The following is a 23,132-nucleotide window of genomic DNA, read 5'->3' on the forward strand; positions in this document are numbered from 1 at the left end:
TCCTATCGGATTCCGCGCTCGGTGTCCGACTTGTCGGTCGACGCGTCCTGGAACATCTCGAGGAACGACCCGAAACCGGATGCACTCTGACGTGTTTCGTCTCTGTTGTTGTCCGCAGAGCCTGCGGATACGTCCTGTTGTGTCATGCAACCAGCATGACAATCGGACATTGCGACAAATCCAGGTGCAAAGTCACGAATCGGCATCGAAAGATAACAGCCCGGTAACGACGAACTCGAAGCTGTGGATGGATCCAGCTCGTATTCCATCCACAACTTCGAGTTCGGGTGGCGCATCAGCGCCGGTGAGTACTAGGCGAGCTCGAAGCGATCGAGCATCATGACCTTGTCCCAGGCTGCGACGAAGTCCCGGACGAACTTCTCCTTGGCGTCATCGCAAGCGTAAACCTCTGCGAGAGCGCGCAATTCGGAGTTCGAGCCGAAGACCAGATCGTTACGTGTTCCGGTCCACTTCTTCTCGCCGGTAGCGGCGTCCTTGGCCTCGTAGATGCCGTCCTCCGCGGTGGGAACCCATTCGGTGCCCATGTCGAGGAGGTTGACGAAGAAGTCGTTGGTGAGCGTGCCGACCTTGTCGGTGAGGACGCCGTGCGTCGACCCCTTGTAGTTCGCGCCGAGTACACGCAGACCGCCGACCAGCACGGTCATTTCCGGTGCACTGAGCGAGAGCAGGTTGGCCCGATCGACCAGGTTGAACTCGGCGGGCAGCTTCTGGCCCTTGCCCAGGAAGTTGCGGAAGCCGTCCACCTTGGGCTCGAGATCGGAGAACGAGTCGACGTCCGTCTTCTCCTGCGTCGCATCCATGCGGCCCGGGGTGAACGGGACCGTGATGTCGACGCCTGCGTTCTTGGCGGCCTGCTCGACGGCTGCGACACCGCCGAGGACGACGAGGTCCGCGAACGACACCGTTCCGGAGAACGACTGCTGAATGCCTTCGAGAACGCGGATGACCTGTGCGATCTCGTCGGGCTCGTTGACCTCCCAGCCGGCCTGCGGCTGCAGGCGCAGACGGCCACCGTTTGCACCGCCGCGCTTGTCGCTGACGCGGAACGACGATGCCGCCGCCCACGCAGCCGAGATCAGCTGATCCTGGCTCAGTTCGGAACCGAGGATGGCCTGCTTGAGCTCGGCGATCTGGGCGTCACCGATCAGCTCGTGATCGACGGCCGGAATCGGGTCCTGCCAGAGCAGGGGCTCCGCCGGAACCTCGGGGCCGAGGTAACGCGAGACCGGTCCCATGTCGCGGTGGGTCAGCTTGAACCACGCCTTCTGGAACTCTTCTGCGAGCTCCTCGGGATGATCGAGCCAACGACGGGTGATCTGCTCGTAGATCGGATCGACGCGCATCGCGATGTCGGAGGTCAGCATCGACGGGTGGCGACGCTTGGACGGATCCGCCGGGTCGGGAACGAGATCCGCGCCTTCTCCGTTCTTCGGACGCCACTGGTGTGCGCCGCCCGGGCTCTTGTAGAGCTCCCACTCGAAGCCGTAGAGGGTCTCGAGGAACGAGTTGTCCCACTGGGTCGGCGTCGGGGTCCAGATGACCTCGAGTCCGCTGGTGATCGCGTCGGCGCCCGAGCCGGTGCCGAAGCTGTTCTTCCAGCCCAGGCCCATCTGCTCGATGGGCGCGCCCTCGGGCTCCGGTCCGATGTGGGCATCGGGGTCGGCTGCGCCGTGGGTCTTGCCGAAGGTGTGTCCACCGACCGCGAGTGCCGCGGTCTCGATGTCGTTCATGGCCATGCGGCCGAAGGTCTCGCGGATGTCCAGTGCGGACTGCACGGGATCCGGATTGCCGTTGGGGCCTTCGGGATTGACGTAGATCAAGCCCATCTGCACTGCGGCCAGCGGGTTCTCGAGGCTCGTGCGGTCACCGTGGTAGCGCTCGTCGCCCAACCAGGTCTGCTCGGGGCCCCAGTAGACGTCCTCGTCCGGCTCCCAGGCGTCGACGCGTCCGCCGGCGTAGCCGTAGGTCGGCAGGCCCATGGACTCGATGGCGACGTTGCCGGTGAGCACGATGAGGTCGGCCCAGGACAGTTTGCGGCCGTACTTCTGCTTGACCGGCCAGATGAGACGGCGGGCCTTGTCCAGGCTCGCGTTGTCGGGCCAGCTGTTGAGGGGAGCGAATCGCTGCATGCCGGCTCCGGCACCGCCGCGACCGTCCTGCTTGCGGTAGGTTCCGGCCGCGTGCCACGCCATGCGGATGAAGAACGGACCGTAGTGCCCGAAGTCCGCGGGCCACCACGGCTGCGAGTTCGTCATCACGGCTTCGATGTCACGCTTGACCTCGGCGAGATCGAGAGAATTGAACTCGGCGGCGTAGTCGTAATCCGCACCCATCGGATCGCCCACGGCCGGGTTCTTCTTGAGGATCTTGAGATTGAGCGCCTTGGGCCACCACTCGCGGTTGCCGCCGCCTTCGACAGGCGTGGGCATCGCGTCGTGCATGACCGGACACTTGCCACCGCTCTCCTGCGGCTGATCCTCGTTCATCTCTTTTTCGCGTGTTACGTGATCTTCAGACACGTGCTTCCTTCCAAGGTGTGACGATCGGGCTGTGATCGGTGGTCACGAACTCTGCTGTGTTCGAGACCGGGGAGGGAACTGAACGGGAACTGCCGGCTGCTCGCGAGCAGCCGAACACTGTGCGCAGAAGCCCCAGTAGATGACCTCTGCCTCGTCGATCGTGAAACCGACGGAGTCCGATGCGGTGAGACACGGCGTCTCGCCCACCGCGCAATCCACGTCTGCGATCACGCCGCAGTTGCGGCACACAGCGTGGTGATGGTTGTCCCCGACCCGAGATTCGTATCGTGCGGGAGATCCCGCGGGCTCGATGCGACGCACCAGGCGCGCAGCGGTCAGGGCATTGAGAACGTCGTACACCGTCTGGCGTGATACCTCGGGGAGCACCGATCGGACGAGTCCGAGAATCGTGTCGGTGTCCGCGTGCGGATTGGTTTCGACGACCTCGAGCACGGTGACCCGCGGACGGGTCACGCGCAAATCGGCGGTGCGTAATTGCTCCGCATAGGGTGAGATCGGCATCACAGCGTCAGCATCCTCCGGTTTTCTGGACCAAGTCAAGTATGCAGTCGAATCCGCTGCTTGTCGACTGCAACTCGGTATCGACTGCAACCCGACACATGCCGTTCGTCCGGAGTTCGGCCGGCGGCTCAGGCCAGAGCCAGGAACAACTTTTCGAGCTCGGCCTCGGTCATCGGTTCCCTACCGTCAGCAGCATCCCCCGTCATGCACTCCCGTAGGCCGGTTGCCACGATCTTGAACCCGGCACGGTCGAGCGCCCGCGACACGGCAGCGAGCTGGGTGACGACGTCCTTGCAATCACGACCGTTCTCGATCATCCCGATGACACCCGCAAGTTGGCCGTGCGCACGCTTGAGCCGGTTGAGTACCAGTGCAATGCTGTCTTCGTCGCCGATCATGTCGATTCCTTCGATGGTGGTAGCAGTGAACCCCAGGGTACCCCCGGGGGCATCATTGCGGCGCGGTACCGGTACCGCCGAGGGCCGCGATTGCCGCCTGCAGTTTCGCCGTGGCCTCGGCGGCGACCGCACCCAACCGCGGCTCACCGGTGACCTCGACCATGATGGCCGGGTTCATGGCCTCGACGACGACGGACCGCGCCGCCGCCGGGTTCTCACGCACGACCACATTGCACGGCAACAGCAGACCGATCTGTTTCATCACCCCCACTGCGCGGTGAGCCAGTCCCGGGTTGCACGCGCCCAGGATCACGTAGCGCTCCATGTCCTCGTCGAGCTTGGCCTTCAACGTGGCCTGCATGTCGATTTCGGTGAGAACTCCGAATCCCTGCTCCGACAACGCCTTTCTCGTGCTCTCGATCGCGTCGGCGAAATCGGTGTCGGTCAGTGTGGTGGACAGTGCGATGTTCATGATGTCTCCTCGAAAATTGTTGTGTCAGTGTGAGCTGTTGTGTCAGTGAGAAAAACGGATGGAGGGCAGGACAGCACGTAACCATGCCGGCGACCACCACGCGCCGTGTCCGGTCAGCCGTAGCAGGACCGGAAGCAGGACGAGTCGAACCAGGAACGCGTCGAGCAGTACCGCAACACCCAGGATGATGCCCATCTCTTTCGGGGGCAACGGATCCGACAGTGCGAATGTGAAGAACACTGCCACCATCACCGCTGCTGCGGCAAAGATGACTCGTCCCGAGTGGGCCAACCCGTCCACCTGGGCAACCTTGGAATCACCGGAGCGCTCGTAATGCTCCTTGGCGGTAGCCAGGAGGAACACCGTGTAGTCCATGGCGATGGCGAAGATCATCGCGAAGAAGAACACCGGACCCCAACCGTCGAGAAATCCCTGCGGCGTGAAGCCCAGCAACGAGAATCCGTGTCCGTCCTGGAAGATCAGCTTGGCGACGCCGAACGCCGCCGCGGTGGACAGCAGGCTCACCGCGGTACCGAGCAACGCGATGAGCGGAGCCTGAAGCGCCACCAGCAGCAGCACGAATCCGAGAACCAGGATGATCCCGACGACTATCGGCAGGTAGTCGTTCAAAGCCTGCTGCAGGTCCAGGTTCTCTGCCGGTGCTCCGCCGACGAGTGCCGAATCGGGCAATGTCGATCGCAGCTCGGCGAGAATGGAGCCCATCGCTTCGTCGGACGGATCCACCGACGGAATTGCCTGCAGCAGTGCATATCCCGAATCGTCAGCCGCACTCTGCGGCGGCGTCACCATCGAGATCCCGTCGACCCGCGCAGCGACGGTTGCGGTCTCGGCAGCATCCACTTCGGGAACCACGATCTGCAGCGAACCCGGTGCGCCCGGTCCGAACCGGTCCTGAACGAGCTCGTAACCCTGCCGCACGGGGGCATCCTCGGGCACCACTGCTATCGACGGCATTGCCACCTTCAGCCCGAGCACCGGCAGGGCGAGCGCAATCAGAATCCCCACCGACACGACCGCGAACGGCCACGGGTGCTTGTGCAGCAACTCCCCCCATGCCGCGAACCTTGGGGATCGATGCACTTGACGCTTGGCGTACGGCAACGAAGCGGCGTTGACCTTGGGTCCGAGCGCACCCAATGCCGCAGGCAGCAGAGTCATCGTTGCCAGCAACACGAAGGCGACAGCCAACATGATCCCGACGGCCATCGTGCGCACCGCCGGCGCGGGGACCAGCAGCACTGCGGACAGACTCACCAGCACCGTCAGCCCGGACAACACGACGGCCTTACCTGCGGTGTCCATGGTGGCGGCGACGGCAGCCCGAGGGTCGGTGTTCCGCAGCGCGTCGCGGAATCGAGCGACGATGAACAGGGCGTAGTCGATTCCCAGCGCGAGGGCGAACATCATTGCAAAGTTCATGGCCCACACCGAGATCGGCGTGACACCGTTGAGCAGAACCAGACCACCAGCGGAGGCAACGAGCCCCGCGACGGTGAGCAGCAGCGGCAAACCGGCCGCGACAAGGGAACCGAAGGCAAGCACCATGATCGCCAAGGTGACCGGCCACGAGAACAGTTCGGCTTGGATCATGGCGTCGTGGTTCGCCTTGTTGAAGTCCGACCACAGGGCCGACGAACCGGTGGGATACACCTCGATTCCGTCGGTCGAGAGCGCAGTCAACCGCTCCTTCACATCGTCGACGGCCTTCACCATCTCGTCGGTCGTGCCGTTCGCCCCGGCGATGACGATGCCGGTGCGGCCGTCCGGGCTGATCGTCATATTCGGTTGCGGCGCAACGACGTCTCCGAATCGGGAGTCACCGGAGAACACCTCGGTCACGTCGTCGATCACTGCCCGAACAGCGGGGTCCGTGATGGATGCTGCGTCGGAGTGAACGACCACCTGCACCGCTGCGGACGAATTGCCACCGAAATGCTGCTGGGCCAGTTCTCGAACCTGTACGGATTCGGATCCGTTCGCCTGCCACCCGGCTCCCGCCAGATCGGTGAAGACCGAGGGCGCGAACGAACCGAGGCCGATCAGCGCGATGAGCCATACGCCGAACACCCAACGACGGTGGGTCACCATCGACGCACCCGCACGGCCGAGTAGTCCTGGCCCTCTCGCGGTCAGGTCGTCAGGTGGGCGAAGAATTTCGGCATCGCGCAGCGACATGGTTCTCCTATACGGGTGGGGGTATCGGTCGAGGCGGATGAAACCCCGAGCGATCGAACGTGCTCACCATTGCACATACCCAAGGGGGTATGCAAGTACCCCTGGGGGTATCACCCCAGGGGTACTTGCATCACCGTCGGCGGATCACAACCAGGACGTGTCGGTCAGCCCCGCCTGTTCCACTGCTTCTCGATGCCGCGCAGCACTTCGAGTGTTTGCTCGGAATCTGCATCGACCGCCATCCGCGACCGAGCCCGTTCGAGCGCACGTTCGGCACGTGTCACCGCGCGATACCCCGAGTCGGTGGCGTCGACCAAGTACTGCTGTCGATTTCGCGGATTGATACTGCGCACCAACAGGCCGGCGTCGACGAGACTGGCAGTTGTCGCAGTGATGCTGGTTCGGTGTCGCACCAATTCACGTGAGAGCGCGCTGTACGACAACGGCCCTCTCCGACATACCAATTCGAGTACCTCGTACCGTGCCCAGCTCAGTCCCTGGGCATCGAGCGCCTCCGCCAACCGCACCCGGGCGGCCGAGGCCATCCGCAATACCGTGGACACGATCTCGAACTCGGTGGAATGCGCCGGAGAGGTGTCGCCGTCGAACGATTCAGCGAGGGCAGTCATCGAAAGGTACTCCCCTACTTGATTTCTGCGAGGACGGTGCCTTGGGTGATGGCGTCGCCTGCGGTGACGCTCAGGCCGGTGATGGTGCCTGCTTTGTGGGCGGTGACGGGGTTTTCCATTTTCATCGCTTCCAGGACGGCGACGAGGTCCCCGGCGGCGACTTCCTGGCCTTCGTCGACGGCGACTTTGACCACGGTGCCCTGCATGGGTGCGGTGACCGAGTCACCGGAGGCGGCGCCGGCTCCGGCACCGCCACGGGTGCGGGCCTTGGGCTTGCGCCGCACCGCACCGGCGTTCCCGCCGCTGCCACCGCCGAGGGTGAGTTCGCCCGGCAGGGAGACCTCGACGCGTCGGCCCCCGACCTCGACGATGACGGACTGCCGCGGCAGGGCCTCGTCGTCGTCGATCGGTTGCCCGGCTGTGAACGGGGGAACCTGGTTGTCCCATTCGGTTTCGATCCACCGGGTGTGCACCGAGAAGGAGTCGCCGTCGCCGATGAACGCGGGATCGGAGACCACCGCAGCGTGGAACGGGATCACCGTCGCCAACCCGTCGACGGTGAATTCGGCCAACGCCCGGCGGGAGCGGGCGAGGGCTTCCTCGCGGGTGGCTCCGGTGACGATGAGCTTGGCGAGCATCGAATCGAACTGGCCGCCGATCACACTGCCGGATTCGACACCGGAATCGACGCGCACTCCCGGTCCGGAGGGGGCGGTGAAGGTGGTGACCGGTCCGGGGGCGGGCAGGAACCCACGGCCGGCGTCTTCGCCGTTGATCCGGAACTCGAACGAATGCCCGCGCGGTTCGGGGTCTTCGGTGATGGTCAGTTCTTCGCCGTTGGCGATGCGGAACTGCTGCAGCACCAGGTCGATGCCGGAGGTTTCCTCGGTGACGGGGTGCTCGACCTGCAGGCGGGTGTTGACTTCCAGGAAGCTGACGAGGCCGTCTTGGCCGACGAGGTATTCGACGGTCCCGGCGCCGTAGTAGCCGGCTTCGAGGCAGATGGCTTTGGCGCTGGAGTGGATTTCTTTGCGTTGGGCGTCGGTGAGGAACGGGGCGGGGGCTTCTTCGACGAGTTTCTGGAAGCGGCGTTGCAGGGAGCAGTCGCGGGTGCCGGCGACGATGACGTTGCCGTGTTGGTCGGCGATGACCTGGGCTTCGACGTGGCGTGGTTTGTCGAGGTAGCGTTCGACGAAGCATTCCCCGCGCCCGAATGCGGCGACGGCTTCGCGGGTGGCGGAGTCGAACAGTTCGGGGATTTCCTCGCGGGTGCGGGCCACTTTCATGCCGCGTCCGCCGCCACCGAATGCGGCTTTGATGGCGATGGGGAGGCCGTGTTCGTCGACGAACGCCAGGATTTCGTCGGCGTCTTTGACCGGTTCGGAGGTGCCGGGGACCGAGGGGGCTTTGGCGCGGGCGGCGATGTGGCGGGCGGTGACCTTGTCGCCGAGATCGCGGATGGACTGCGGGGACGGTCCGATCCAGATCAGTCCTGCATCGATGACAGCTTGGGCGAAGTCGGCGTTCTCGGAGAGGAATCCGTAGCCGGGGTGGATGGCGTCGGCTCCGGATTTGGCGGCGGCATCGAGGATTTTGTCGATGACCAGGTACGACTCCGCGGAGGTTTGTCCGCCGAGTGCGAATGCTTCGTCGGCCAGGCGGACGAACGGTGCGTCGGCGTCGGGTTCGGCGTACACAGCGACACTGGCCAGCCCGGCATCAGCGGCCGCCCGGATCACCCGAACCGCGATCTCACCACGATTGGCAACAAGAACCTTGGAAATCTTCTTATGGGAGGTAGAGGTGGTCATCTGTGCGAAGTCCTTCACTGGCCGAATCGAGCATTGACGAAAAGAGCTGGGGCACTGGCGAGTCCGTAACGATGCATATCTTCCGGTCGACCCCACAGATCGATCGGGGCCGGCACGTCCTCGGCCACCGACGACTGCGCGGCAGTCAGAACCGCAACGACAGCAGCGATCTCGGAGTCCGTCGGACTTCCGCGAAACGACCAACTATCCGACGCAGCAGCAGATTTCGCTTCGCTCACTGCGTCATGATTCGTGTCGCTCACTGCGTCATGATTCGCTTCGCCGCTCATAGTGGGATGTTTCCGTGTTTCTTCGGGGGCAGGGTGACTTGTTTGCGTTCGAGCAGTCGCAACGCGGTCACGATCTGACCGCGGGTGTGACTGGGCGGGATGACCGCATCGAGATATCCGCGTTCGGCAGCGACGTACGGGTTGACCAGCGTGTCCTCGTACTGCTGCTGCAACGTCAGCCGCAACGCATCGACGTCCTCACCGTTCTTCGCGGCCTCGAGCAACTGTTTGCGGTAGACGAACCCGACGGCTCCGGAGGCTCCCATGACGGCGATCTGCGCGGTCGGCCAGGCGAGGTTCACATCGGCACCCATGTGCTTGGAGCCCATCACGTCGTACGCCCCGCCATAGGCTTTGCGGGTGATGACGGTGATCTTCCCGACCGTCGCCTCCCCGTAGGCATACAACAACTTCGCTCCACGCCGGATGATGCCGTTGTATTCCTGGCCCGTCCCGGGCAGGAACCCCGGCACATCGACCAGGGTGATGATCGGAACGTTGAAGCAATCACAGGTGCGGACGAACCGGGCCGCTTTCTCCGAGGCATCGATATCCAACGTGCCCGCGAACTGGGTGGGCTGATTGGCCACGATCCCCACCGACCGGCCGTCGATCCGCCCGAACCCGACGATGATGTTGCGAGCCCGCCCCTCCTGCACTTCCAGGAACTCGTCGTCGTCGAGGATCCGGCGGATCACCTCGTGCATGTCGTACGGAGTGTTCGGCGAATCCGGAATCAACGTGTCGAGCTCGAGATCCTCCGCCGTCAACGAATCCTCGATCGCCCCGACGATCGGATCCGACGCCACCGTCCGCGGGGCATCGGCCCGATTGTTCGACGGCAAATACGACAGGAGGTCGCGGACGTAGTCGAGGGCGTCCTGCTCCCCGGACGCGACGTAGTGCGCGACCCCGGACTTCTCCATGTGGGTGTGCGCGCCACCGAGCTCTTCCATCGTCACGTTCTCCCCGGTGACGGTCTTGATGACATCGGGGCCGGTGACGAACATCTGACTGGTGCCATCGACCATGACCACGAAATCGGTCAGGGCGGGTGAGTAGACGTGCCCGCCGGCGGCGGGGCCCATGATCACCGAGATCTGTGGGATCACCCCGGAGGCGCGGACGTTGCGGTGGAAAATTTCCCCGTACAACCCGAGGGAGACCACCCCTTCCTGGATGCGGGCCCCGGCGCCTTCGTTGATGCCCACCAACGGCCGCCCGGTCTTGATCGCCAGGTCCATCACCTTGACGATCTTCTCGCCGTAGATCTCCCCCAAACTGCCGCCGAAGACGGTCGCGTCCTGGGAGAACACGCACACATCACGGCCATCGACCGTGCCGTAGCCGGTGACGACACCGTCACCGAAGGGGCGATTGTCACCCAACCCGAAATTCTGTGATCGGTGCCGCGCCAACGCATCGAGTTCGACGAACGAGCCCTCGTCGAGCAGAGCGGTGATCCGCTCACGCGCGGTCAACTTGCCCTTCGCGTGGACCCGCTCCACCGCCGCCTCACCCGACGGCATCTCCGCAGCCCCCAGGCGTTTACGAAGATCGGCCAATTTACCCGCAGTGGTATGGATATCGGGTTCGGTTGTCGTCATGCAGATGTCCCCTACGTGTGTGTGGAAAGCAAGGTGCGGATGGTCAGTTGGTCGCGAGTGATCGGGCGATGACGAGACGCTGAATCTGGTTGGTGCCCTCGAAGATTTGCGTGATCTTGGCGTCGCGCATGTAGCGCTCGACGCGGAAGTCTCTGGTGTAGCCGTACCCGCCGAACACCTGCACGGCGTCGGTCGTCACCTTCATGGCCGCATCGGTAGCGATCAGCTTGGCCACAGAAGCGTTGCGGGAGTAAGGAAGTCCGGCGTCCCGACGGCGAGCCGCGTCGAGATAGGTCGCGCGTGCGGAGTCGACTGCGGCGGCCATGTCCGCCAGCACGAACCCCAGACCCTGATGGTCGATGATCTTCTTGCCGAACGCAGTGCGTTCCTGCGCGTACTTCACGGCATCGTCGAGTGCAGCCTGGGCGATTCCGACTGCGACAGCGGCGATTCCGAGCCTTCCGGCGTCCAGCGCACTGAAGGCGATCTGCAGTCCTTGACCTTCCGCTCCGATGCGCCATTCGGTGGGAACGTGCACGTTGTCGTAGTGCGCCGACGTGGTCGGGATCGCATGCAACCCCATCTTCTCCTCGGGCTTGCCAAAACTAAGGCCTTCGGTCCCGTCGGGAACGAGAAAACACGAGATCCCTTTGGAGCCTTCGCCGGTGCGGGCGAACAGGTTGTAGAAATCAGCAACACCGCCGTGGGTGATCCATGCTTTGGACCCGTTGACCGTGTACCCACCGTCGGCCGCGCTCGCCTTGCAACCCAGGGCCGCTGCGTCGGAACCGGCCTGCGCCTCGGACAGCGAATAGGCACCGATCTGCGATCCGCCGAGCATGTCGGGAAGCTTGTCGGCCTTCTGCTGATCGGTACCGAACGCCATCACGGGATAGCAGGCCAAACCGTGCACGCTCACCGCGACTGCAACGGCCGCCCATCGTGATGCCAATTCCTCGAGTACTTGGAGGTACACCTCGTACGGCTGACCTCCGCCGCCCCATTCCTCCGCGTACGGCAGGCTCAACAGTCCGGCTTCGCCGAGAGTGGCGAACACTCCCGTCGGATAGGTCTCGTTGCGCTCGTGTTCGTCGACGATCGGGTCGAGCACCTTGTCTGCCACATCGCGGGTCAGCGCGAGAAGGTCGCGCGCTTCGGCGGTGGGCAACAGACGAGCGACGGGCACTAGAACCTCCGGGATGTTCGGCATCAGTACTGAAGAATGATCCGCAGTACTGATGCACAGTACTGCACAAGGCGATGCAGTACCATCCTGGATGTGAACGCACCCGTGACCTCGCATGCCACGGCTCGCCGTTCGGAATTGTTCGACCAACTCGTCAGCCTGTTCCTGGCCGAGGGGTTCGCTCACCTGACGCTCGACACCATCGCGGCTCGCCTCCGCTGCTCCAAATCCACCTTGTACACGTTGGCGTCGAGCAAGGATCAGCTGGTGGGCGGCGCAACCGTGCACTACTTCAAGTCCATGACCACCCAGGTCGAGAATGCGGTCGCCGAGGTCGACGGAACCCGCAACCGCATCACCACGTATCTCACCGCAGTCGGTGCCGCTCTGGAATCTGCGTCCGAGCAATTCATGACCGATCTCGCGTCGCTCGAATCGGCCCGTTCGGTGTACGAACGCAACACCGCAATCGCGGCACGACGGGTCCAGGAGCTGATCAGCGAGGGTGTGGCCAGTGGCGAGGTACGCGACGTCCATGCGGCATTCGTCGGTGACGTCGCATCCTCGGTCATGGTGCGCATCCAGACGCGCGAGGTGTTCCGCCTGACCGGCCTGAGTGACGGCGACGCCTACCTCGAACTGGCGAAGTTGTTGACGGCGGGTATCGGGGCGTAGTGCCGGCACCGGGGAATGAATCGACCCGGCTGAGCGCTGAGTCGTACGAACATAGTTGATCCTTCAACGAAAGAGCGCACGATGAAGAAGATCGGATTTCTGTCCTTCGGACACTGGTCACCGTCCCCGCAGTCGCAGACCCGATCGGCATCGGATGTGCTGTTGCAGTCGATCGACCTCGCGGTCGCGGCCGAGGAACTCGGAGCCGATGGTGCGTACTACCGCGTCCATCACTTCGCCAACCAGCTCTCGTCACCGTTTCCGCTGCTCGCCGCCGTCGGAGCCAGGACGAGCACCATCGAAATCGGTACCGGCGTCATCGACATGCGGTACGAGAATCCCTTCTACATGGCCGAGGATTCCGGCTCTGCCGACCTCATCTCGGGCGGGCGGTTGCAACTCGGTGTGAGCCGGGGATCGCCCGAACAGGTCATCGAGGGGTACCGCCACTTCGGATACTCCCCCGCGGAGGGCTCCGACCACGCAGACATGGCTCGCGAGCACACCCGCATCTACCTCGATCTGCTGGAAGGCAAGAGCTTCGCTCAGCCGAACCCGCGGCCGATGTTCCCCAACCCGCCTGGCCTGCTGCGCCTCGAACCTCACGCACCGGGTCTGCGCCAACGCATCTGGTGGGGCGCAGGCACCCGCGAGACGGCCGAGTGGACGGCGCGCCAGGGCATGAATCTGATGAGCTCCACACTTCTCAGCGAAGACACCGGGGTGCCTTTCCATCAGTTGCAAGCCGAACAGATCGAACGCTTCCACAAGACGTGGAGCGACGCGGGCCACGACTTCGCTCCTCGAACATCCGTGAGCCGCAGCATCTTTCCGATCGTCAACGATCTCGACCGCGCCTACTTCGGCCGAGAGGGCAGCGGCGACGACCAAGTCGGCTACCTCGACGGCGGCAAGGCTCGTTTCGGCAAGACCTACGCGGGTGAGCCCGATCGGCTGATCGAAGAACTGGCAGCGGACGAGGCGATCGCCGCCGCGGATACTCTGCTGCTCACCGTCCCGAACCAGTTGGGTGTGGAGTACTGCGCACACGTTCTGGAGACGCTGCTGCGCGACGTGGCCCCCGCACTGGGGTGGCGTTGATCACTCGGTGAACAGGGGCGATTGGTTTCGGCGGATACGGGTACTGGCAGCTCGTTCACCCGCCCCCACCTGCCAGGAGTCCTCATGCTCAAACGCGACGTATCCGCGCGCCTCGATGTAGACATCACCGCCGCCACCACGCTCGAATTCCAGATCGCCATCGCACCGCACCCCGGTACGACGGTCACCGAATCGCTCTCCTTCGTTCTCGACGGTAATCCCGTCGAGGCGAAGGAGGTCAGCGGACCGCACGGCAACCGCATTCACGTCATGCCCGCCGACGTCGGCAACTTGCAGGTCTCGTACGACGCCACCATCCTGGGCAACACCACCCCGGCCCCCGTCACCGACTACGACATGTCGCTCTACCTTCGGCCCAGCCGCTACGCCGAAGCAGACAAGTTCTACGGTTTCGCCGCAACAGAATTCGGCGACTACGCCGATTCCGAGGAACTGCTGGCCAAGATCTCCGCCTGGGTGGGCGCGCGCCTGAATTACGTTCCAGGAAGCAGTGATCCGATCGACGGAGCCGTCGACACGCTGCTCGCAGGCCAGGGAGTGTGCCGCGACTACTCGCATCTGGTCGTCGCGATGCTGCGCGCTGTCAACGTTCCTGCCCGTCTCGTGGCCGTGTACGCGCCCGGATGCGATCCGATGGATTTCCATGCCGTCGCCGAGGCGTTCGTCGGCGGCCAGTGGCGTGTCGTCGACGCCACGTGCCTGGCACCGCGGTCCACTCTGGTTCGCATTTCGGTAGGCCGCGATGCCGCCGATACCGCATTCCTGGACAACCACAAGGGTGCCATCACGCTGAACAGTTCCGTGGTCACCGCCGTCGTCGACGGCGACCTTCCGCACGACGACATCACCGAGCTGGTCTCCCTCACCTGAACGCCGCGGTTGCTGAAGTGATGTAGATCACTTTTCTGTGACGTTTGCTTTCGGCGTCGAAAACCGACTATCTATCCGTTACCAACAATCACAGCCACCCGGAAGGTGCACACCATGAGCTTCATCGACAAGGCCAAGAACGCAGCAGAAGACGCCATCGGCAAGGCGAAGGAAGTTGTCGGCGACGCAACCAACAACAAGGACCTCGAAGCCGAGGGCAAGAAGGATCAGGGTTCGGCCGGCGTCAAGAAGGTCGGCGAGAACATCAAGGACACCTTCAAGTAACCAGCAGCCCCGCATCGAGTGCCGCCGGTCACCGCGATCGGCGGCACTCGGTTTCTGCTCACCCCCCACTTCTCGGAACGGAACCCTCATGATTGCAACATCGGACACCACAACCACCAAGCGCCGCGGCGGATTCGCCTCGAAGTTGGCCCTCCTCGTCACGGTCGTGCTCGTTGCGGCACTGGTCATCTTCGTGCTGCAGAACACCGTTCACAGCACGATCAACTTCCTCGGCTGGAACTTCGATCTCGGGCAGGGCGTCGCAATGCTCGGTGCAGCCGTCGTCGGAGCGATCATCGCGCTGACGGCAACAGCAGCAGTCAAGGTTCGACGGGCCGTCCGCTGACAACCTCCCCCACGACAGGACTTCCCGCATGATCCCGCTGCTGGCCCGCAAGTATCTCTACCGCTACCTTGTCGTCGCGATCGGCTTGCCCATTGCTGCCCGGCTCCTGGCATTTGCCGGCGTGAGCCTCGAAAAGCGAACGGGCAGAGCCAATGTCGTATCCAAGGCCCTGAAGTCCGCCGGCAGGTTCGCGCAGCGTCGAGCAGACAAATCCGCTCGAAAACGTACGTCCGCAGCGCAGTAGCGGTAGCGCGTTCAACTCCGCGCCACGTGGGCAGCGAGGACGTCACGCAACACCTCACGGTCGTCGAATCGCACGATGTGGTCGCCGTACACCTGTTCGGCATCGCAACCCCGTCCAGCCACGACCACGGCATCCCCGGGCTGCGCAATGGCCACAGCGTGCTCCACGGCACGCCGCCGGTCGGCTTCGACTAAAACCACCGCTGAGCGTGCAGCCCGAGCGCCCTCTTCCACTGCGGCTCGGATGGTGCCGGGGTCCTCCGACAGCGGACTTTCATCGCTGACGATCACCACATCTGCCAACACGGCTGCCGTTCGCCCGAGCGGGAAGCGCTTACCCGGGTCACGTTCGCCCGTCGCCCCGACGACGACGATCACTCGACCCGAGACCACGCTGCGGACGAACGGCAGCAGCGTTCGCTGACCGGCAGTGTTGTGCATGTAGTCCACGACGGCCAGGAAAGGCTGTCCGACGTCGACACGTTCGAGTCGGCCGGGAACGGCGTCGAGGCGTTCGAGTCCTGCCGCGACCGCTGCGATGTCGCGGCCGGCCGCCAACGCCATGGTCAGTGCGGCCAGAGCGTTCTCGGCCTGGTGCGGACCCAGCAGAGGTAGGCGGATCTCGACATCGCCCATCGGGGTTCGCGCTGTCAGGGACGTTCCGACGTCGGTGCACTCGACGTTCTCGCCGCGAACATCGGCATCGCGATCGGCCGTGGACCACGTCCAACAGGGAATATCGAGGCGTCCTGCCAGGATTCTGCCGTACGGATCGCCGACGTTGACCACAGCGCGGGTCGATCGGTGCGCCGAGAACAGCTCGGCCTTCGCGGCGAAGTAGTTGTCCATGTCTCCGTGGTAATCCAGGTGATCCGGCGTGAGATTGAGGAACCCCATCACCGCGAAACGGAGACCGTCGACGCGATGCTCGGTGACGGCGTGAGAGGACACCTCGAGGGCAACCGCCGTAGCGCCCTCGTCTCGGAAACGGCGCAGAGTCCGATGCACGGTGGCCGCCTCGGGCGTAGTTCTGGCCGATTTTTCCTCGCCGTGCGGCCCCGCCAAACCGATTCCGGTCATGGTCGCCACGGAGTCTCCCGCAGCAGCGAGCCCGGCTCCGAGCAGCAGGGTGGCGCTCGTCTTTCCGTTGGTCCCGGTGACTCCGTACAGATCGAGGTCTCGGTGCGCGAACCGATGAATTCGGGCGCACACCTCCCCGACCCGGCGGCGGGGGTGCGGCACGACGAGTGTCGGCAGAACCGTCGATGCCCGGTCCGACAACGCCGCCACTGCCCCTCGAGCCTTGGCCTCGAGCTCGAAGTCGAGGCCGTGAGCTCGGCGGCCGGGCAACGCCACGTACAGGTCACCGGGACGAACCGTTCGCGAGTCGTCGCTTGCCCCGGTCACTCGTACGGAACGAATCGGCGGCGCAGCGCCGATCGAGAGTGCCAGCTCGTTCAGTTCCACGCCGACGCCGATCGACGACGTGCCACCCCTGCCGAGATCGGGCTCGATCAATGCCCCGCAGGGTCGGTGAGGCTCTTGCCTTCCTGTGCCTTGACCCGGCGACGCTCGAGCAACACCAGAACCGTGCCTGCGACGAGCAGAACGGGCGCGAGGACCGCGCCCGTCCACGCCCACCCCTCGAAACCGTAGCCGGCCGCAGTCAAGGTCAGTCCGAGGCTGACCAGCGCGAGACCGATACAGATGTAGCCGGGCCAGTTGCGCGCGTCGACGATCGCTTCCCCGGCGTGCCCGCGCATCGTGCGGTCGTCGTCCTTCGCTTCGGCACCGGAGTCGGCGGGGTCATGTTGGGCCATGGTGTCTCCTCGACTGCTGTTCGCTTCACCGGCGACGCATTCCAGGCCTGCAGGAACACGTCGATTACGTCAGTGTCCCCGCGGCGAACCCGTCCAAACATGAAGCCTCGCAGCACTCGAGGCAGACCCGTGATCGATATCCGGGCCGGCGGGCTCAGTTCTGCCAGGCGACGGCAGCGAACGGAGCGTGACTCGACAACCGGCCGACGATGCCGGCATGCGCGAAGTCCTTTGCCGTGGCCACTGCGTCGAGCACGCCGGATCCCTTGGCCAGCTCGGCAGTGATGGCAGCTGCGAACACGCATCCTGCGCCGGACACCCTCTCGTCGCCGATCTTCGGGGCACGCAGGACGGTGAGGTCCTGTCCGTCGAACACGACGTCGACGGCTTCGTCTCCGGGTAGGCCGGCACCACCCTTGACCACGACGTACTGGGGGCCGAGGTCGGCGATCCTCTTGGCTGCCTCACCGAGATCCTCGACGGTGTCGATGGAGTCCATTCCGGACAGCGTCGTCGCCTCGAACAGGTTGGGTGTGATGACGGTGGCCAGCGGAAGAATGTCGCGACGGAGCGCATTGTCGGTGTCGAGAGCCGCACCGGGTTCCTGGCCCTTGCAGATCAGCACGGGATCGACCACGACATGCCGCCACGGCTGCAGGCGCAGAGATTCCGCGACCGTGGCGACGGTGGCGGGGGTGCCCAGCATGCCGATCTTGACGACATCGAGATCGTGAGCGGCGGTGGCCACTTCGATTTGATCTGCGATCACCGAACTGTCGATCGGCACGAAGCGGTGGCCCCATTCGGCCTTCGGATCGAAGGACACGATGCACGTGATGGTGCCGACCCCGTAGACCCCCAACCGCTCGAACGTCTTGAGATCTGCTTGCAGACCGGCCCCGCCGGTGGCTTCCGAACCTGCGATCACGTACGCAATTGTCGACATCGGCCCATTATGGCAACCGACGCCCCATACCGCGCCGGGTGGTCGAGAAGCCGCGTGCGCCGGGCCCGCTGCCGCGTTGTGCCCCGGCTCAGCGGCAGGTAGCGTCACCGATATCCGAGTCGAGTCCAGGCCGGTCCCCCACTGCGCAACCGCCGTACGTGTGCCCCGAGAACGGCGGCATATCAACGCTTTTCGTTCGGCGTAGCGGCGTACCGAGATGACGACGGAGGTCCGAGCGTGACGACGAAACGCGACACCACAGCTCGATGCGAGGACGTGTGGAACGTTCTTGCCGATGGCTGGTCCTACGCAATGTGGGTGGTCGGTGCATCCCGAATCAGAGCGGTCGACGCGGCGTGGCCTGCTCCCGGCAGTGTCATCCACCATTCGGTCGGGGCCTGGCCGCTCGTGCTCAGCGACGTCACGCGCTCGGTCGCCGTTCACGAGAACCGCGAATTACAGCTGGAAGCCCGGGCCATGCCGTTCGGACGCGCCTCCATCACCGTCCGGCTGCACCCGACAGCAACCGGCTGCACGATCGAAATGATCGAGCACGCGAGCACACCGCCGTTCGAGCTCGTGCCCAACCGGGTTCAGCATGCGCTGTCTCACCCCCGAAATGCCGAGGCACTGAGGCGTCTCGCACTGTTGGCGGAGCGCGCATCGAAACCGTAGAACCTGCCGGGTCGGGCACGGCCGGCTCACCGAAACGTCTGTGCTGCAACCGATCGACCGAACACGGTTGAAGACCGAATGCAGCGGGCATGCGATTGCCATGACACCCCCGCTGCGTCGTTCGATTCGATCTGTCTCCAGCACCGGCCCCCGAAGCGGGAACCGGAACTGATGGCGTCCGACCACAGTCCGAGCGTCCACCCGGACGGCTCCGAGTCCGACGGGTCGTCGACGCCACTGCGCCGGGCGATCTCGGGCAAGTTGTTGTTCGTCTTCATTCTCGGTGATGTGCTGGGTGCCGGGATCTACGCTCTCGTCGGGGAAATCGCGGGTGAGGTCGGCGGAGCGATCTGGCTGCCGATGCTGCTCGCTCTCCTGATGGCGTTGCTCACTGCGGCGTCCTACGCCGAATTGGTGACCAAGTACCCCCGAGCGGGCGGGGCGGCGGTGTTCGCGCAGCGAGCCTTCGGGCGACCGATAGTGTCGTTCCTCGTCGGATTCTCGATGCTCGCGGCTGGCGTGACGAGCGCGGGAGGTCTGGCGCTGGCCTTCTCGGGCGACTATCTCGCAGTGTTTCTCGATGTGCCCGCCGTGCCTGCGGCGGTCGTCTTCCTACTTCTCGTCGGACTTCTCAATGCCCGCGGCATCACCGAATCTCTCCGGGCCAACCTCGGTATAACGGTGGTCGAGGTGTCCGGTCTCGTCGTGATCATCGCCCTGGCCGGGCTCGTTCTGAGCCGCGGCGACGGCGCACCGTCACGGGTGCTCGAATTCACCGACGACACCACGCCGACGCTGGCAGTGCTGGGGGCGGCTCTGCTCGCCTTCTACTCGTTCGTGGGGTTCGAGACTTCGGCCAACATCGCCGAGGAGGTCGAGGATGTGCGGCGGGTGTATCCCCGGGCTCTGCTCGGAGCCGTCACGACGGCCGGAGTGGTCTATGTGCTGGTCGGTCTGGCAGTCTCGACGGTCGTTCCGGCGGATACGCTGGCCCAGTCCACCGGTCCGCTGCTCGAGGTCGTCGACGCCGCCGACGCCGGAATCCCACCATGGGTCTTCAGTCTGGTCGCCCTCGTGGCCGTCGCCAACGGCGCCTTGCTGACGATGATCATGGCGTCGAGACTGACCTTCGGCATGGCCCGCGACGGATTGCTTCCGGTCGCCCTGGCCAAGGTGCTGCCCGGCCGCAAGACTCCGTGGGCGGCCATTGTCGCGACCACTGCGGTCGCAATGGTGTTGTGCACCACCGGCTCCGTGGCCGCACTCGCCGAAACGGTGGTGCTGCTTCTGTTGTTCGTCTTCATCAGTACCAACATTGCCGTGCTCGTGCTGCGTCGGGACCGATCCGACACCGACCACTTTCGAACGCCGACGGCGCTTCCCGTCCTGGCGTTGATCACGTGCGCCGTGCTGCTCACTCAGCAGTCCGCGGCCACGTGGCTCCGCGCCGGGCTGCTGCTCGCAGTCGGAATCGCGCTGTACTACGTCGGTAGGGTTGTGAGCAACAAGACCGCGACCGAACCCAGGAGCATCACCCGATGACCACCACAGAGGTCGACGCAGTCGTGATAGGCAGCGGTCACAACGGATTGGTCGCCGCCGCGGCGATGGCCGACGCGGGGTGGGACGTCGTGATTCTCGAGGCGGCAGAACTACCCGGCGGAGCCGTCCGCAGTGCCGAACTGGTTCCTGGATTCACCAGCGACCTGTTCAGCGCGTTCTATCCGCTGGCTGTGTCCTCGCCCGCCATGACAGCACTCGAGCTCGAGCGTCACGGACTGACGTGGTCTCACTCGCCGACGGTCTACGGCCACGCGCGATCCCCGGAGGACACCGACGCTCCGGTCGTCCATCACGACGTCGAGGCGACCGCTGCTCTGTTGCGTGAGCACGACGTACGCGACGGTGACACGTGGCTGCGCCTGTTCGAGCAGTGGGAACGTATTCGCACTCCCCTGCTCGGTTCGCTCTTCGGGCCGTTTCCACCGGTACTGCCGGCAGCACGATTGGCGCGCACTCTCGGCGTCTCCGAGACACTGCGCTTCGTCCGGTTCGCTGCGTTGCCTGCACGGGTGATGGCCCACGAGCTGTTCCACAGCGAGGCCGCGCGGTGCCTGCTCCTGGGCAATGCGATGCACGGCGACGTACCCACCGACGCGCCGGTGAGCGGAATGATGGGATATCTGCTGACGATGCTCGCGCAGGACGTCGGGTATCCGGCGCCCGTAGGTGGATCGTCGGCATTGACCGACGCGTTGATTCGCCGGGCCGAGGCCTCGGGTGCTGTGCTGACGTGCAGTCGACCCGTCGAGTCCATCGACGTGCGGGGCGGTCGTGCACGCGCCGTGCACACGACAGGTGGCGAGACGTTCCGCGCTCGTCGAGCGATCGTTGCCGACGTGTCGGCCCCCGCGCTGTACGGGTCGTTGCTGCCCTTCGATGCGGTCCCGCGTCGCGTGCACGACGACTTACGTACGTTCGAGTGGGACACCCCGGTGGTCAAGCTCAACTACGCTCTCGACCGTCGAATACCTTGGCGCTCGGCATCTTTGGCCGACGCAGGCACCGTCCACCTCGGTGCGGACGACAACGGCCTGGTCCATTGGGCGGCCGATCTCACGACCGGGGTTCTCCCGCAGAGCCCGTTCATGTTGTTCGGCCAGATGACCACAGCGGACCGGTCCAGATCGCCCGAGGGCACCGAAAGCGCTTGGGCCTACACACACCTGCCGCGCGGCGTCGTCGACGACTCGGCCGCCGAGACCGTCGCCGACCGCGTCGATCAGGTGTTGGAACAGCATGCCCCGGGATTCGCCGATTCGGTGGTGGGACGGGTGGTGCAGAGACCGAGTGATCTGCACGGCGCCGATGCCAACCTGCACGGCGGTGCGGTCAACGGCGGTACCGCACAACTGCAGCAGCAGTTGATCTTTCGTCCCACGCCAGGATTGGGGCGCGCGGAGACCCCGGTGGAAGGATTGTTCCTCGGGTCCGCGTCCGCCCACCCCGGGGGCGGAGTCCACGGTGCGGCCGGGGCCAACGCCGCTCGGGCCGCACTCGGCCAGCGCGGGGCGAGCGGATGGGCGCGAAAGAAAGTCACCAGTGCACTGATCGAATTCCTGACCCGATGACGGCGTTATCGAAACGAGATCTTTCGTTACCGACTCGAGATCGTCGACATCACCGTCCGACATCTCGCACTGGCATCGTTGACTACACAACAAACCAGCGAGCAGGCGGAGACACCAGCCGGCCGCGCACTTCTCCGGAAGAGGTCTCGACATGTCGATGAGCATTGCCACCATGGACAACGCCGTTCGCGACGACGAAGCCGAGTTCCGACTCGACACCATCGTCCGTTCCGACGGGAACAACATCCTGCGCGCCTTCGGTGAACTCGACATGTCGACCCGGGCCGAGTTCGTCCACGGCCTCGATCGCCTGGCCGCCGTTTCCTCCGTGGTCACGATCGACCTGTCCGAGGTGTCGTTCGTCTACTCGGGAGTCGCGAATGCCATCGTCGACGCGACCTACACCCACCCGGGCAAGATCGTCATCCACGCGCCGGCCCGTTCGGTGCGCATGGTCCTCGACGTACTGGGTGCAGGCGAGCTGTTCGTCGACGCGCCTGGATCGTGAATCGGACACGATGACAGGTAACCTCGGCCGTATGCCTGACGACCCGACCGGAGGACAGTTCGAGATCGTTTCGGATGTGCACGACGCGACAACCGTCATCACAGTCAGAGGCGAACTCGACCTGGATACCATCCCCCACTTGTCCGCCGCTGCGTTCCCTGCGGCCGACGCCGCGGAACGCGGACTGGTAGTCGACATGACCGATGTGAGCTTTCTGTCGTCGAGCGCCATCACCGTGTTGGTCCGGGTATCCGACCGACTGCCCGAATCGTCACGGATGGCACTGGTCGCCGTCGACGGGGTGGTCGTTCGCCCGGTTCAACTCAGCGGAATCGACCGGGTGATGGCCACGTTCACCACCGTTCCCGAGGCTGTGGCGCATGTGCAGTCGAGCGCGGTCGACAGTGAGGGTGGCCGATGACGTCCCACTCGCAGCCCGCCAGTCGATGGAGTCACACTGCGACCGCTGAGGCTGCCGCTGCCAGCGCCGCTCGGCGCCGACTCCAGGGTTGGGCGCTCGACCTGGGCGTGCATCGGACCCTCGTGGACGACATCGCTCTCGGGGCCTACGAAGCCCTGGCCAACGTCGTCGAACACGCCTACAGCTCCGCGCCCGAACCGGGGACGATGACGATCACCGCAGCGTACGAACGCGAGACGCTGACCGTCACCGTCTCGGACACCGGCACGTGGCGTCCGCCGGCACCGACGACCACACGAAGCCACGGGCTTCAGCTCGCCGAGGCAGTGTCCGACGACCTCACCGTCGACCACCGTCCGGGTCTGGGCACCGTGGTCACCGCAGTGTGGCGGAACCCAGTCACGGCCGAATCAACCGGCCGCCCCTCGTAATCTTGGTA

The 23,132-nt window shown here is 64.7% G+C and carries 26 protein-coding genes; 12 read left to right on the forward strand and 14 right to left on the reverse strand.

All coding sequences use genetic code 11. From position 1 onward, the window contains the following. Nucleotides 1-2: 2 nt before the first annotated feature. The 11 genes from VF34_RS25120 to VF34_RS21215 all read right to left on the reverse strand — a co-directional run bounded on the left by VF34_RS25120 (nt 3) and on the right by VF34_RS21215 (nt 11,651). The gene (locus VF34_RS25120) at nt 3-146 is read right to left on the reverse strand and encodes a hypothetical protein (protein WP_155288482.1); all 144 of its coding nucleotides are present in this window, start codon (nt 144-146) and stop codon (nt 3-5) included. A gap of 165 nt (nt 147-311) precedes the next feature. After that, nucleotides 312-2,507, reverse strand: coding sequence for a catalase/peroxidase HPI (gene katG / locus VF34_RS21170; protein WP_197077504.1), 2,196 nt, complete (start codon nt 2,505-2,507; stop codon nt 312-314). Nucleotides 2,508-2,582: 75 nt separating this feature from the next. Further along, the gene (locus VF34_RS21175; protein WP_032366272.1) at nt 2,583-3,062 is read right to left on the reverse strand and encodes a Fur family transcriptional regulator; all 480 of its coding nucleotides are present in this window, start codon (nt 3,060-3,062) and stop codon (nt 2,583-2,585) included. Between the two features lie 128 nt (nt 3,063-3,190). After that, nucleotides 3,191-3,460 (reverse strand): metal-sensitive transcriptional regulator, encoded by a 270-nt coding sequence (locus tag VF34_RS21180; protein WP_032366273.1) that lies wholly within the window; start codon nt 3,458-3,460, stop codon nt 3,191-3,193. Between the two features lie 52 nt (nt 3,461-3,512). Beyond that, nucleotides 3,513-3,932 carry a DUF302 domain-containing protein gene (locus VF34_RS21185; RefSeq protein ID WP_032383505.1) on the reverse strand — a complete coding sequence of 140 codons (420 nt, stop codon included), beginning with the start codon at nt 3,930-3,932 and terminating at the stop codon, nt 3,513-3,515. A 42-nt stretch (nt 3,933-3,974) separates the two neighbouring features. Further along, complete coding sequence (locus tag VF34_RS21190) at nt 3,975-6,128, reverse strand: MMPL family transporter (protein WP_045842008.1); 2,154 nt, start codon at nt 6,126-6,128, stop codon at nt 3,975-3,977. A gap of 164 nt (nt 6,129-6,292) precedes the next feature. Further along, nucleotides 6,293-6,757: a MarR family winged helix-turn-helix transcriptional regulator gene (locus VF34_RS24410; RefSeq protein ID WP_052718700.1), complete on the reverse strand. Its 465-nt coding sequence runs from the start codon at nt 6,755-6,757 to the stop codon at nt 6,293-6,295. Nucleotides 6,758-6,771: 14 nt separating this feature from the next. Then, the gene (locus VF34_RS21200) at nt 6,772-8,568 is read right to left on the reverse strand and encodes an acetyl/propionyl/methylcrotonyl-CoA carboxylase subunit alpha (RefSeq protein ID WP_045842111.1); all 1,797 of its coding nucleotides are present in this window, start codon (nt 8,566-8,568) and stop codon (nt 6,772-6,774) included. Nucleotides 8,569-8,582: 14 nt separating this feature from the next. Next, entirely contained in the window at nt 8,583-8,831 is a 249-nt protein-coding gene (locus VF34_RS21205; RefSeq protein WP_045842112.1) for an acyl-CoA carboxylase epsilon subunit, read from the reverse strand. Nucleotides 8,832-8,854: 23 nt separating this feature from the next. Beyond that, on the reverse strand, nt 8,855-10,465 hold the full coding sequence (locus VF34_RS21210; RefSeq protein WP_045842009.1) for an acyl-CoA carboxylase subunit beta: 1,611 nt from the start codon (nt 10,463-10,465) through the stop codon (nt 8,855-8,857). Nucleotides 10,466-10,508: 43 nt separating this feature from the next. Beyond that, complete coding sequence (locus VF34_RS21215; protein ID WP_045842010.1) at nt 10,509-11,651, reverse strand: acyl-CoA dehydrogenase family protein; 1,143 nt, start codon at nt 11,649-11,651, stop codon at nt 10,509-10,511. Nucleotides 11,652-11,744: 93 nt separating this feature from the next. Here VF34_RS21215 and VF34_RS21220 point away from each other — a divergent pair, with 93 nt between their 5' ends. From VF34_RS21220 to VF34_RS21245, 6 genes are all read left to right on the forward strand, one after another. Beyond that, nucleotides 11,745-12,326, forward strand: coding sequence for a TetR/AcrR family transcriptional regulator (locus VF34_RS21220; RefSeq protein ID WP_230074079.1), 582 nt, complete (start codon nt 11,745-11,747; stop codon nt 12,324-12,326). Between the two features lie 81 nt (nt 12,327-12,407). After that, entirely contained in the window at nt 12,408-13,427 is a 1,020-nt protein-coding gene (locus tag VF34_RS21225) for an LLM class flavin-dependent oxidoreductase (RefSeq protein WP_032401221.1), read from the forward strand. An 84-nt stretch (nt 13,428-13,511) separates the two neighbouring features. After that, nucleotides 13,512-14,318 carry a transglutaminase-like domain-containing protein gene (locus VF34_RS21230; protein ID WP_032372974.1) on the forward strand — a complete coding sequence of 269 codons (807 nt, stop codon included), beginning with the start codon at nt 13,512-13,514 and terminating at the stop codon, nt 14,316-14,318. 114 nt (nt 14,319-14,432) lie between these two features. Continuing rightward, nucleotides 14,433-14,603, forward strand: coding sequence for a CsbD family protein (locus VF34_RS21235; protein ID WP_027495724.1), 171 nt, complete (start codon nt 14,433-14,435; stop codon nt 14,601-14,603). An 88-nt stretch (nt 14,604-14,691) separates the two neighbouring features. Next, the gene (locus VF34_RS21240; protein ID WP_174557318.1) at nt 14,692-14,949 is read left to right on the forward strand and encodes a lipopolysaccharide assembly protein LapA domain-containing protein; all 258 of its coding nucleotides are present in this window, start codon (nt 14,692-14,694) and stop codon (nt 14,947-14,949) included. A gap of 28 nt (nt 14,950-14,977) precedes the next feature. Next, on the forward strand, nt 14,978-15,193 hold the full coding sequence (locus tag VF34_RS21245; RefSeq protein WP_027496191.1) for a hypothetical protein: 216 nt from the start codon (nt 14,978-14,980) through the stop codon (nt 15,191-15,193). An 11-nt stretch (nt 15,194-15,204) separates the two neighbouring features. On the opposite strand, the gene VF34_RS21250 is transcribed toward VF34_RS21245, so the two are convergent. The 3 genes from VF34_RS21250 to thiD all read right to left on the reverse strand — a co-directional run bounded on the left by VF34_RS21250 (nt 15,205) and on the right by thiD (nt 17,958). Beyond that, on the reverse strand, nt 15,205-16,710 hold the full coding sequence (locus tag VF34_RS21250) for a Mur ligase family protein (RefSeq protein WP_156158548.1): 1,506 nt from the start codon (nt 16,708-16,710) through the stop codon (nt 15,205-15,207). Further along, complete coding sequence (locus tag VF34_RS21255; RefSeq protein WP_032372975.1) at nt 16,707-17,012, reverse strand: membrane protein; 306 nt, start codon at nt 17,010-17,012, stop codon at nt 16,707-16,709. The genes VF34_RS21250 and VF34_RS21255 overlap by 4 nt, the downstream gene beginning before the upstream one ends. Nucleotides 17,013-17,166: 154 nt before the next feature. After that, on the reverse strand, nt 17,167-17,958 hold the full coding sequence (thiD, locus tag VF34_RS21260; RefSeq protein WP_032364704.1) for a bifunctional hydroxymethylpyrimidine kinase/phosphomethylpyrimidine kinase: 792 nt from the start codon (nt 17,956-17,958) through the stop codon (nt 17,167-17,169). A 237-nt stretch (nt 17,959-18,195) separates the two neighbouring features. On the opposite strand from thiD, the gene VF34_RS21265 reads away from it, so the two are divergent. From VF34_RS21265 to VF34_RS21290, 6 genes are all read left to right on the forward strand, one after another. Beyond that, nucleotides 18,196-18,633 carry an SRPBCC family protein gene (locus tag VF34_RS21265; RefSeq protein WP_032372976.1) on the forward strand — a complete coding sequence of 146 codons (438 nt, stop codon included), beginning with the start codon at nt 18,196-18,198 and terminating at the stop codon, nt 18,631-18,633. Nucleotides 18,634-18,804: 171 nt separating this feature from the next. Then, a complete protein-coding gene (locus VF34_RS21270; protein ID WP_045842114.1) occupies nt 18,805-20,175 on the forward strand; it encodes an APC family permease in 1,371 nt (456 codons plus the stop codon). Next, the gene (locus tag VF34_RS21275) at nt 20,172-21,764 is read left to right on the forward strand and encodes a phytoene desaturase family protein (protein ID WP_032372977.1); all 1,593 of its coding nucleotides are present in this window, start codon (nt 20,172-20,174) and stop codon (nt 21,762-21,764) included. The genes VF34_RS21270 and VF34_RS21275 overlap by 4 nt, the downstream gene beginning before the upstream one ends. Nucleotides 21,765-21,921: 157 nt before the next feature. Continuing rightward, nucleotides 21,922-22,272 carry an STAS domain-containing protein gene (locus tag VF34_RS21280; RefSeq protein ID WP_139278545.1) on the forward strand — a complete coding sequence of 117 codons (351 nt, stop codon included), beginning with the start codon at nt 21,922-21,924 and terminating at the stop codon, nt 22,270-22,272. A gap of 31 nt (nt 22,273-22,303) precedes the next feature. Beyond that, complete coding sequence (locus tag VF34_RS21285) at nt 22,304-22,693, forward strand: STAS domain-containing protein (protein WP_032373089.1); 390 nt, start codon at nt 22,304-22,306, stop codon at nt 22,691-22,693. Beyond that, nucleotides 22,690-23,124 (forward strand): ATP-binding protein, encoded by a 435-nt coding sequence (locus VF34_RS21290; RefSeq protein ID WP_032368860.1) that lies wholly within the window; start codon nt 22,690-22,692, stop codon nt 23,122-23,124. Before VF34_RS21285 ends, VF34_RS21290 begins: the two co-directional genes overlap by 4 nt. Nucleotides 23,125-23,132: the final 8 nt, after the last annotated feature.

Source organism: Rhodococcus sp. PML026 (assembly GCF_000963615.1).
GTDB lineage: Bacteria > Actinomycetota > Actinomycetes > Mycobacteriales > Mycobacteriaceae > Rhodococcoides > Rhodococcoides fascians.

What these genes read in the sequence shown, in the direction of transcription:
- VF34_RS21190 (WP_045842008.1), bottom strand. Translation starts at nt 6,128, where the DNA reads ATGTCGCTGCGCGATGCCGAAATTCTTCGCCCACCTGACGACCTGACC.
- VF34_RS21230 (WP_032372974.1), top strand. Translation starts at nt 13,512, where the DNA reads ATGCTCAAACGCGACGTATCCGCGCGCCTCGATGTAGACATCACCGCC.
- VF34_RS21225 (WP_032401221.1), top strand. Translation starts at nt 12,408, where the DNA reads ATGAAGAAGATCGGATTTCTGTCCTTCGGACACTGGTCACCGTCCCCG.
- VF34_RS24410 (WP_052718700.1), bottom strand. Translation starts at nt 6,757, where the DNA reads ATGACTGCCCTCGCTGAATCGTTCGACGGCGACACCTCTCCGGCGCAT.
- VF34_RS21185 (WP_032383505.1), bottom strand. Translation starts at nt 3,932, where the DNA reads ATGAACATCGCACTGTCCACCACACTGACCGACACCGATTTCGCCGAC.
- katG (WP_197077504.1), bottom strand. Translation starts at nt 2,507, where the DNA reads ATGAACGAGGATCAGCCGCAGGAGAGCGGTGGCAAGTGTCCGGTCATG.
- VF34_RS21200 (WP_045842111.1), bottom strand. Translation starts at nt 8,568, where the DNA reads ATGACCACCTCTACCTCCCATAAGAAGATTTCCAAGGTTCTTGTTGCC.
- thiD (WP_032364704.1), bottom strand. Translation starts at nt 17,958, where the DNA reads ATGTCGACAATTGCGTACGTGATCGCAGGTTCGGAAGCCACCGGCGGG.
- VF34_RS21240 (WP_174557318.1), top strand. Translation starts at nt 14,692, where the DNA reads ATGATTGCAACATCGGACACCACAACCACCAAGCGCCGCGGCGGATTC.
- VF34_RS21180 (WP_032366273.1), bottom strand. Translation starts at nt 3,460, where the DNA reads ATGATCGGCGACGAAGACAGCATTGCACTGGTACTCAACCGGCTCAAG.
- VF34_RS21210 (WP_045842009.1), bottom strand. Translation starts at nt 10,465, where the DNA reads ATGACGACAACCGAACCCGATATCCATACCACTGCGGGTAAATTGGCC.
- VF34_RS25120 (WP_155288482.1), bottom strand. Translation starts at nt 146, where the DNA reads ATGACACAACAGGACGTATCCGCAGGCTCTGCGGACAACAACAGAGAC.
- VF34_RS21255 (WP_032372975.1), bottom strand. Translation starts at nt 17,012, where the DNA reads ATGGCCCAACATGACCCCGCCGACTCCGGTGCCGAAGCGAAGGACGAC.
- VF34_RS21290 (WP_032368860.1), top strand. Translation starts at nt 22,690, where the DNA reads ATGACGTCCCACTCGCAGCCCGCCAGTCGATGGAGTCACACTGCGACC.
- VF34_RS21245 (WP_027496191.1), top strand. Translation starts at nt 14,978, where the DNA reads ATGATCCCGCTGCTGGCCCGCAAGTATCTCTACCGCTACCTTGTCGTC.
- VF34_RS21280 (WP_139278545.1), top strand. Translation starts at nt 21,922, where the DNA reads ATGAGCATTGCCACCATGGACAACGCCGTTCGCGACGACGAAGCCGAG.
- VF34_RS21270 (WP_045842114.1), top strand. Translation starts at nt 18,805, where the DNA reads ATGGCGTCCGACCACAGTCCGAGCGTCCACCCGGACGGCTCCGAGTCC.
- VF34_RS21275 (WP_032372977.1), top strand. Translation starts at nt 20,172, where the DNA reads ATGACCACCACAGAGGTCGACGCAGTCGTGATAGGCAGCGGTCACAAC.
- VF34_RS21175 (WP_032366272.1), bottom strand. Translation starts at nt 3,062, where the DNA reads ATGCCGATCTCACCCTATGCGGAGCAATTACGCACCGCCGATTTGCGC.
- VF34_RS21285 (WP_032373089.1), top strand. Translation starts at nt 22,304, where the DNA reads ATGCCTGACGACCCGACCGGAGGACAGTTCGAGATCGTTTCGGATGTG.
- VF34_RS21235 (WP_027495724.1), top strand. Translation starts at nt 14,433, where the DNA reads ATGAGCTTCATCGACAAGGCCAAGAACGCAGCAGAAGACGCCATCGGC.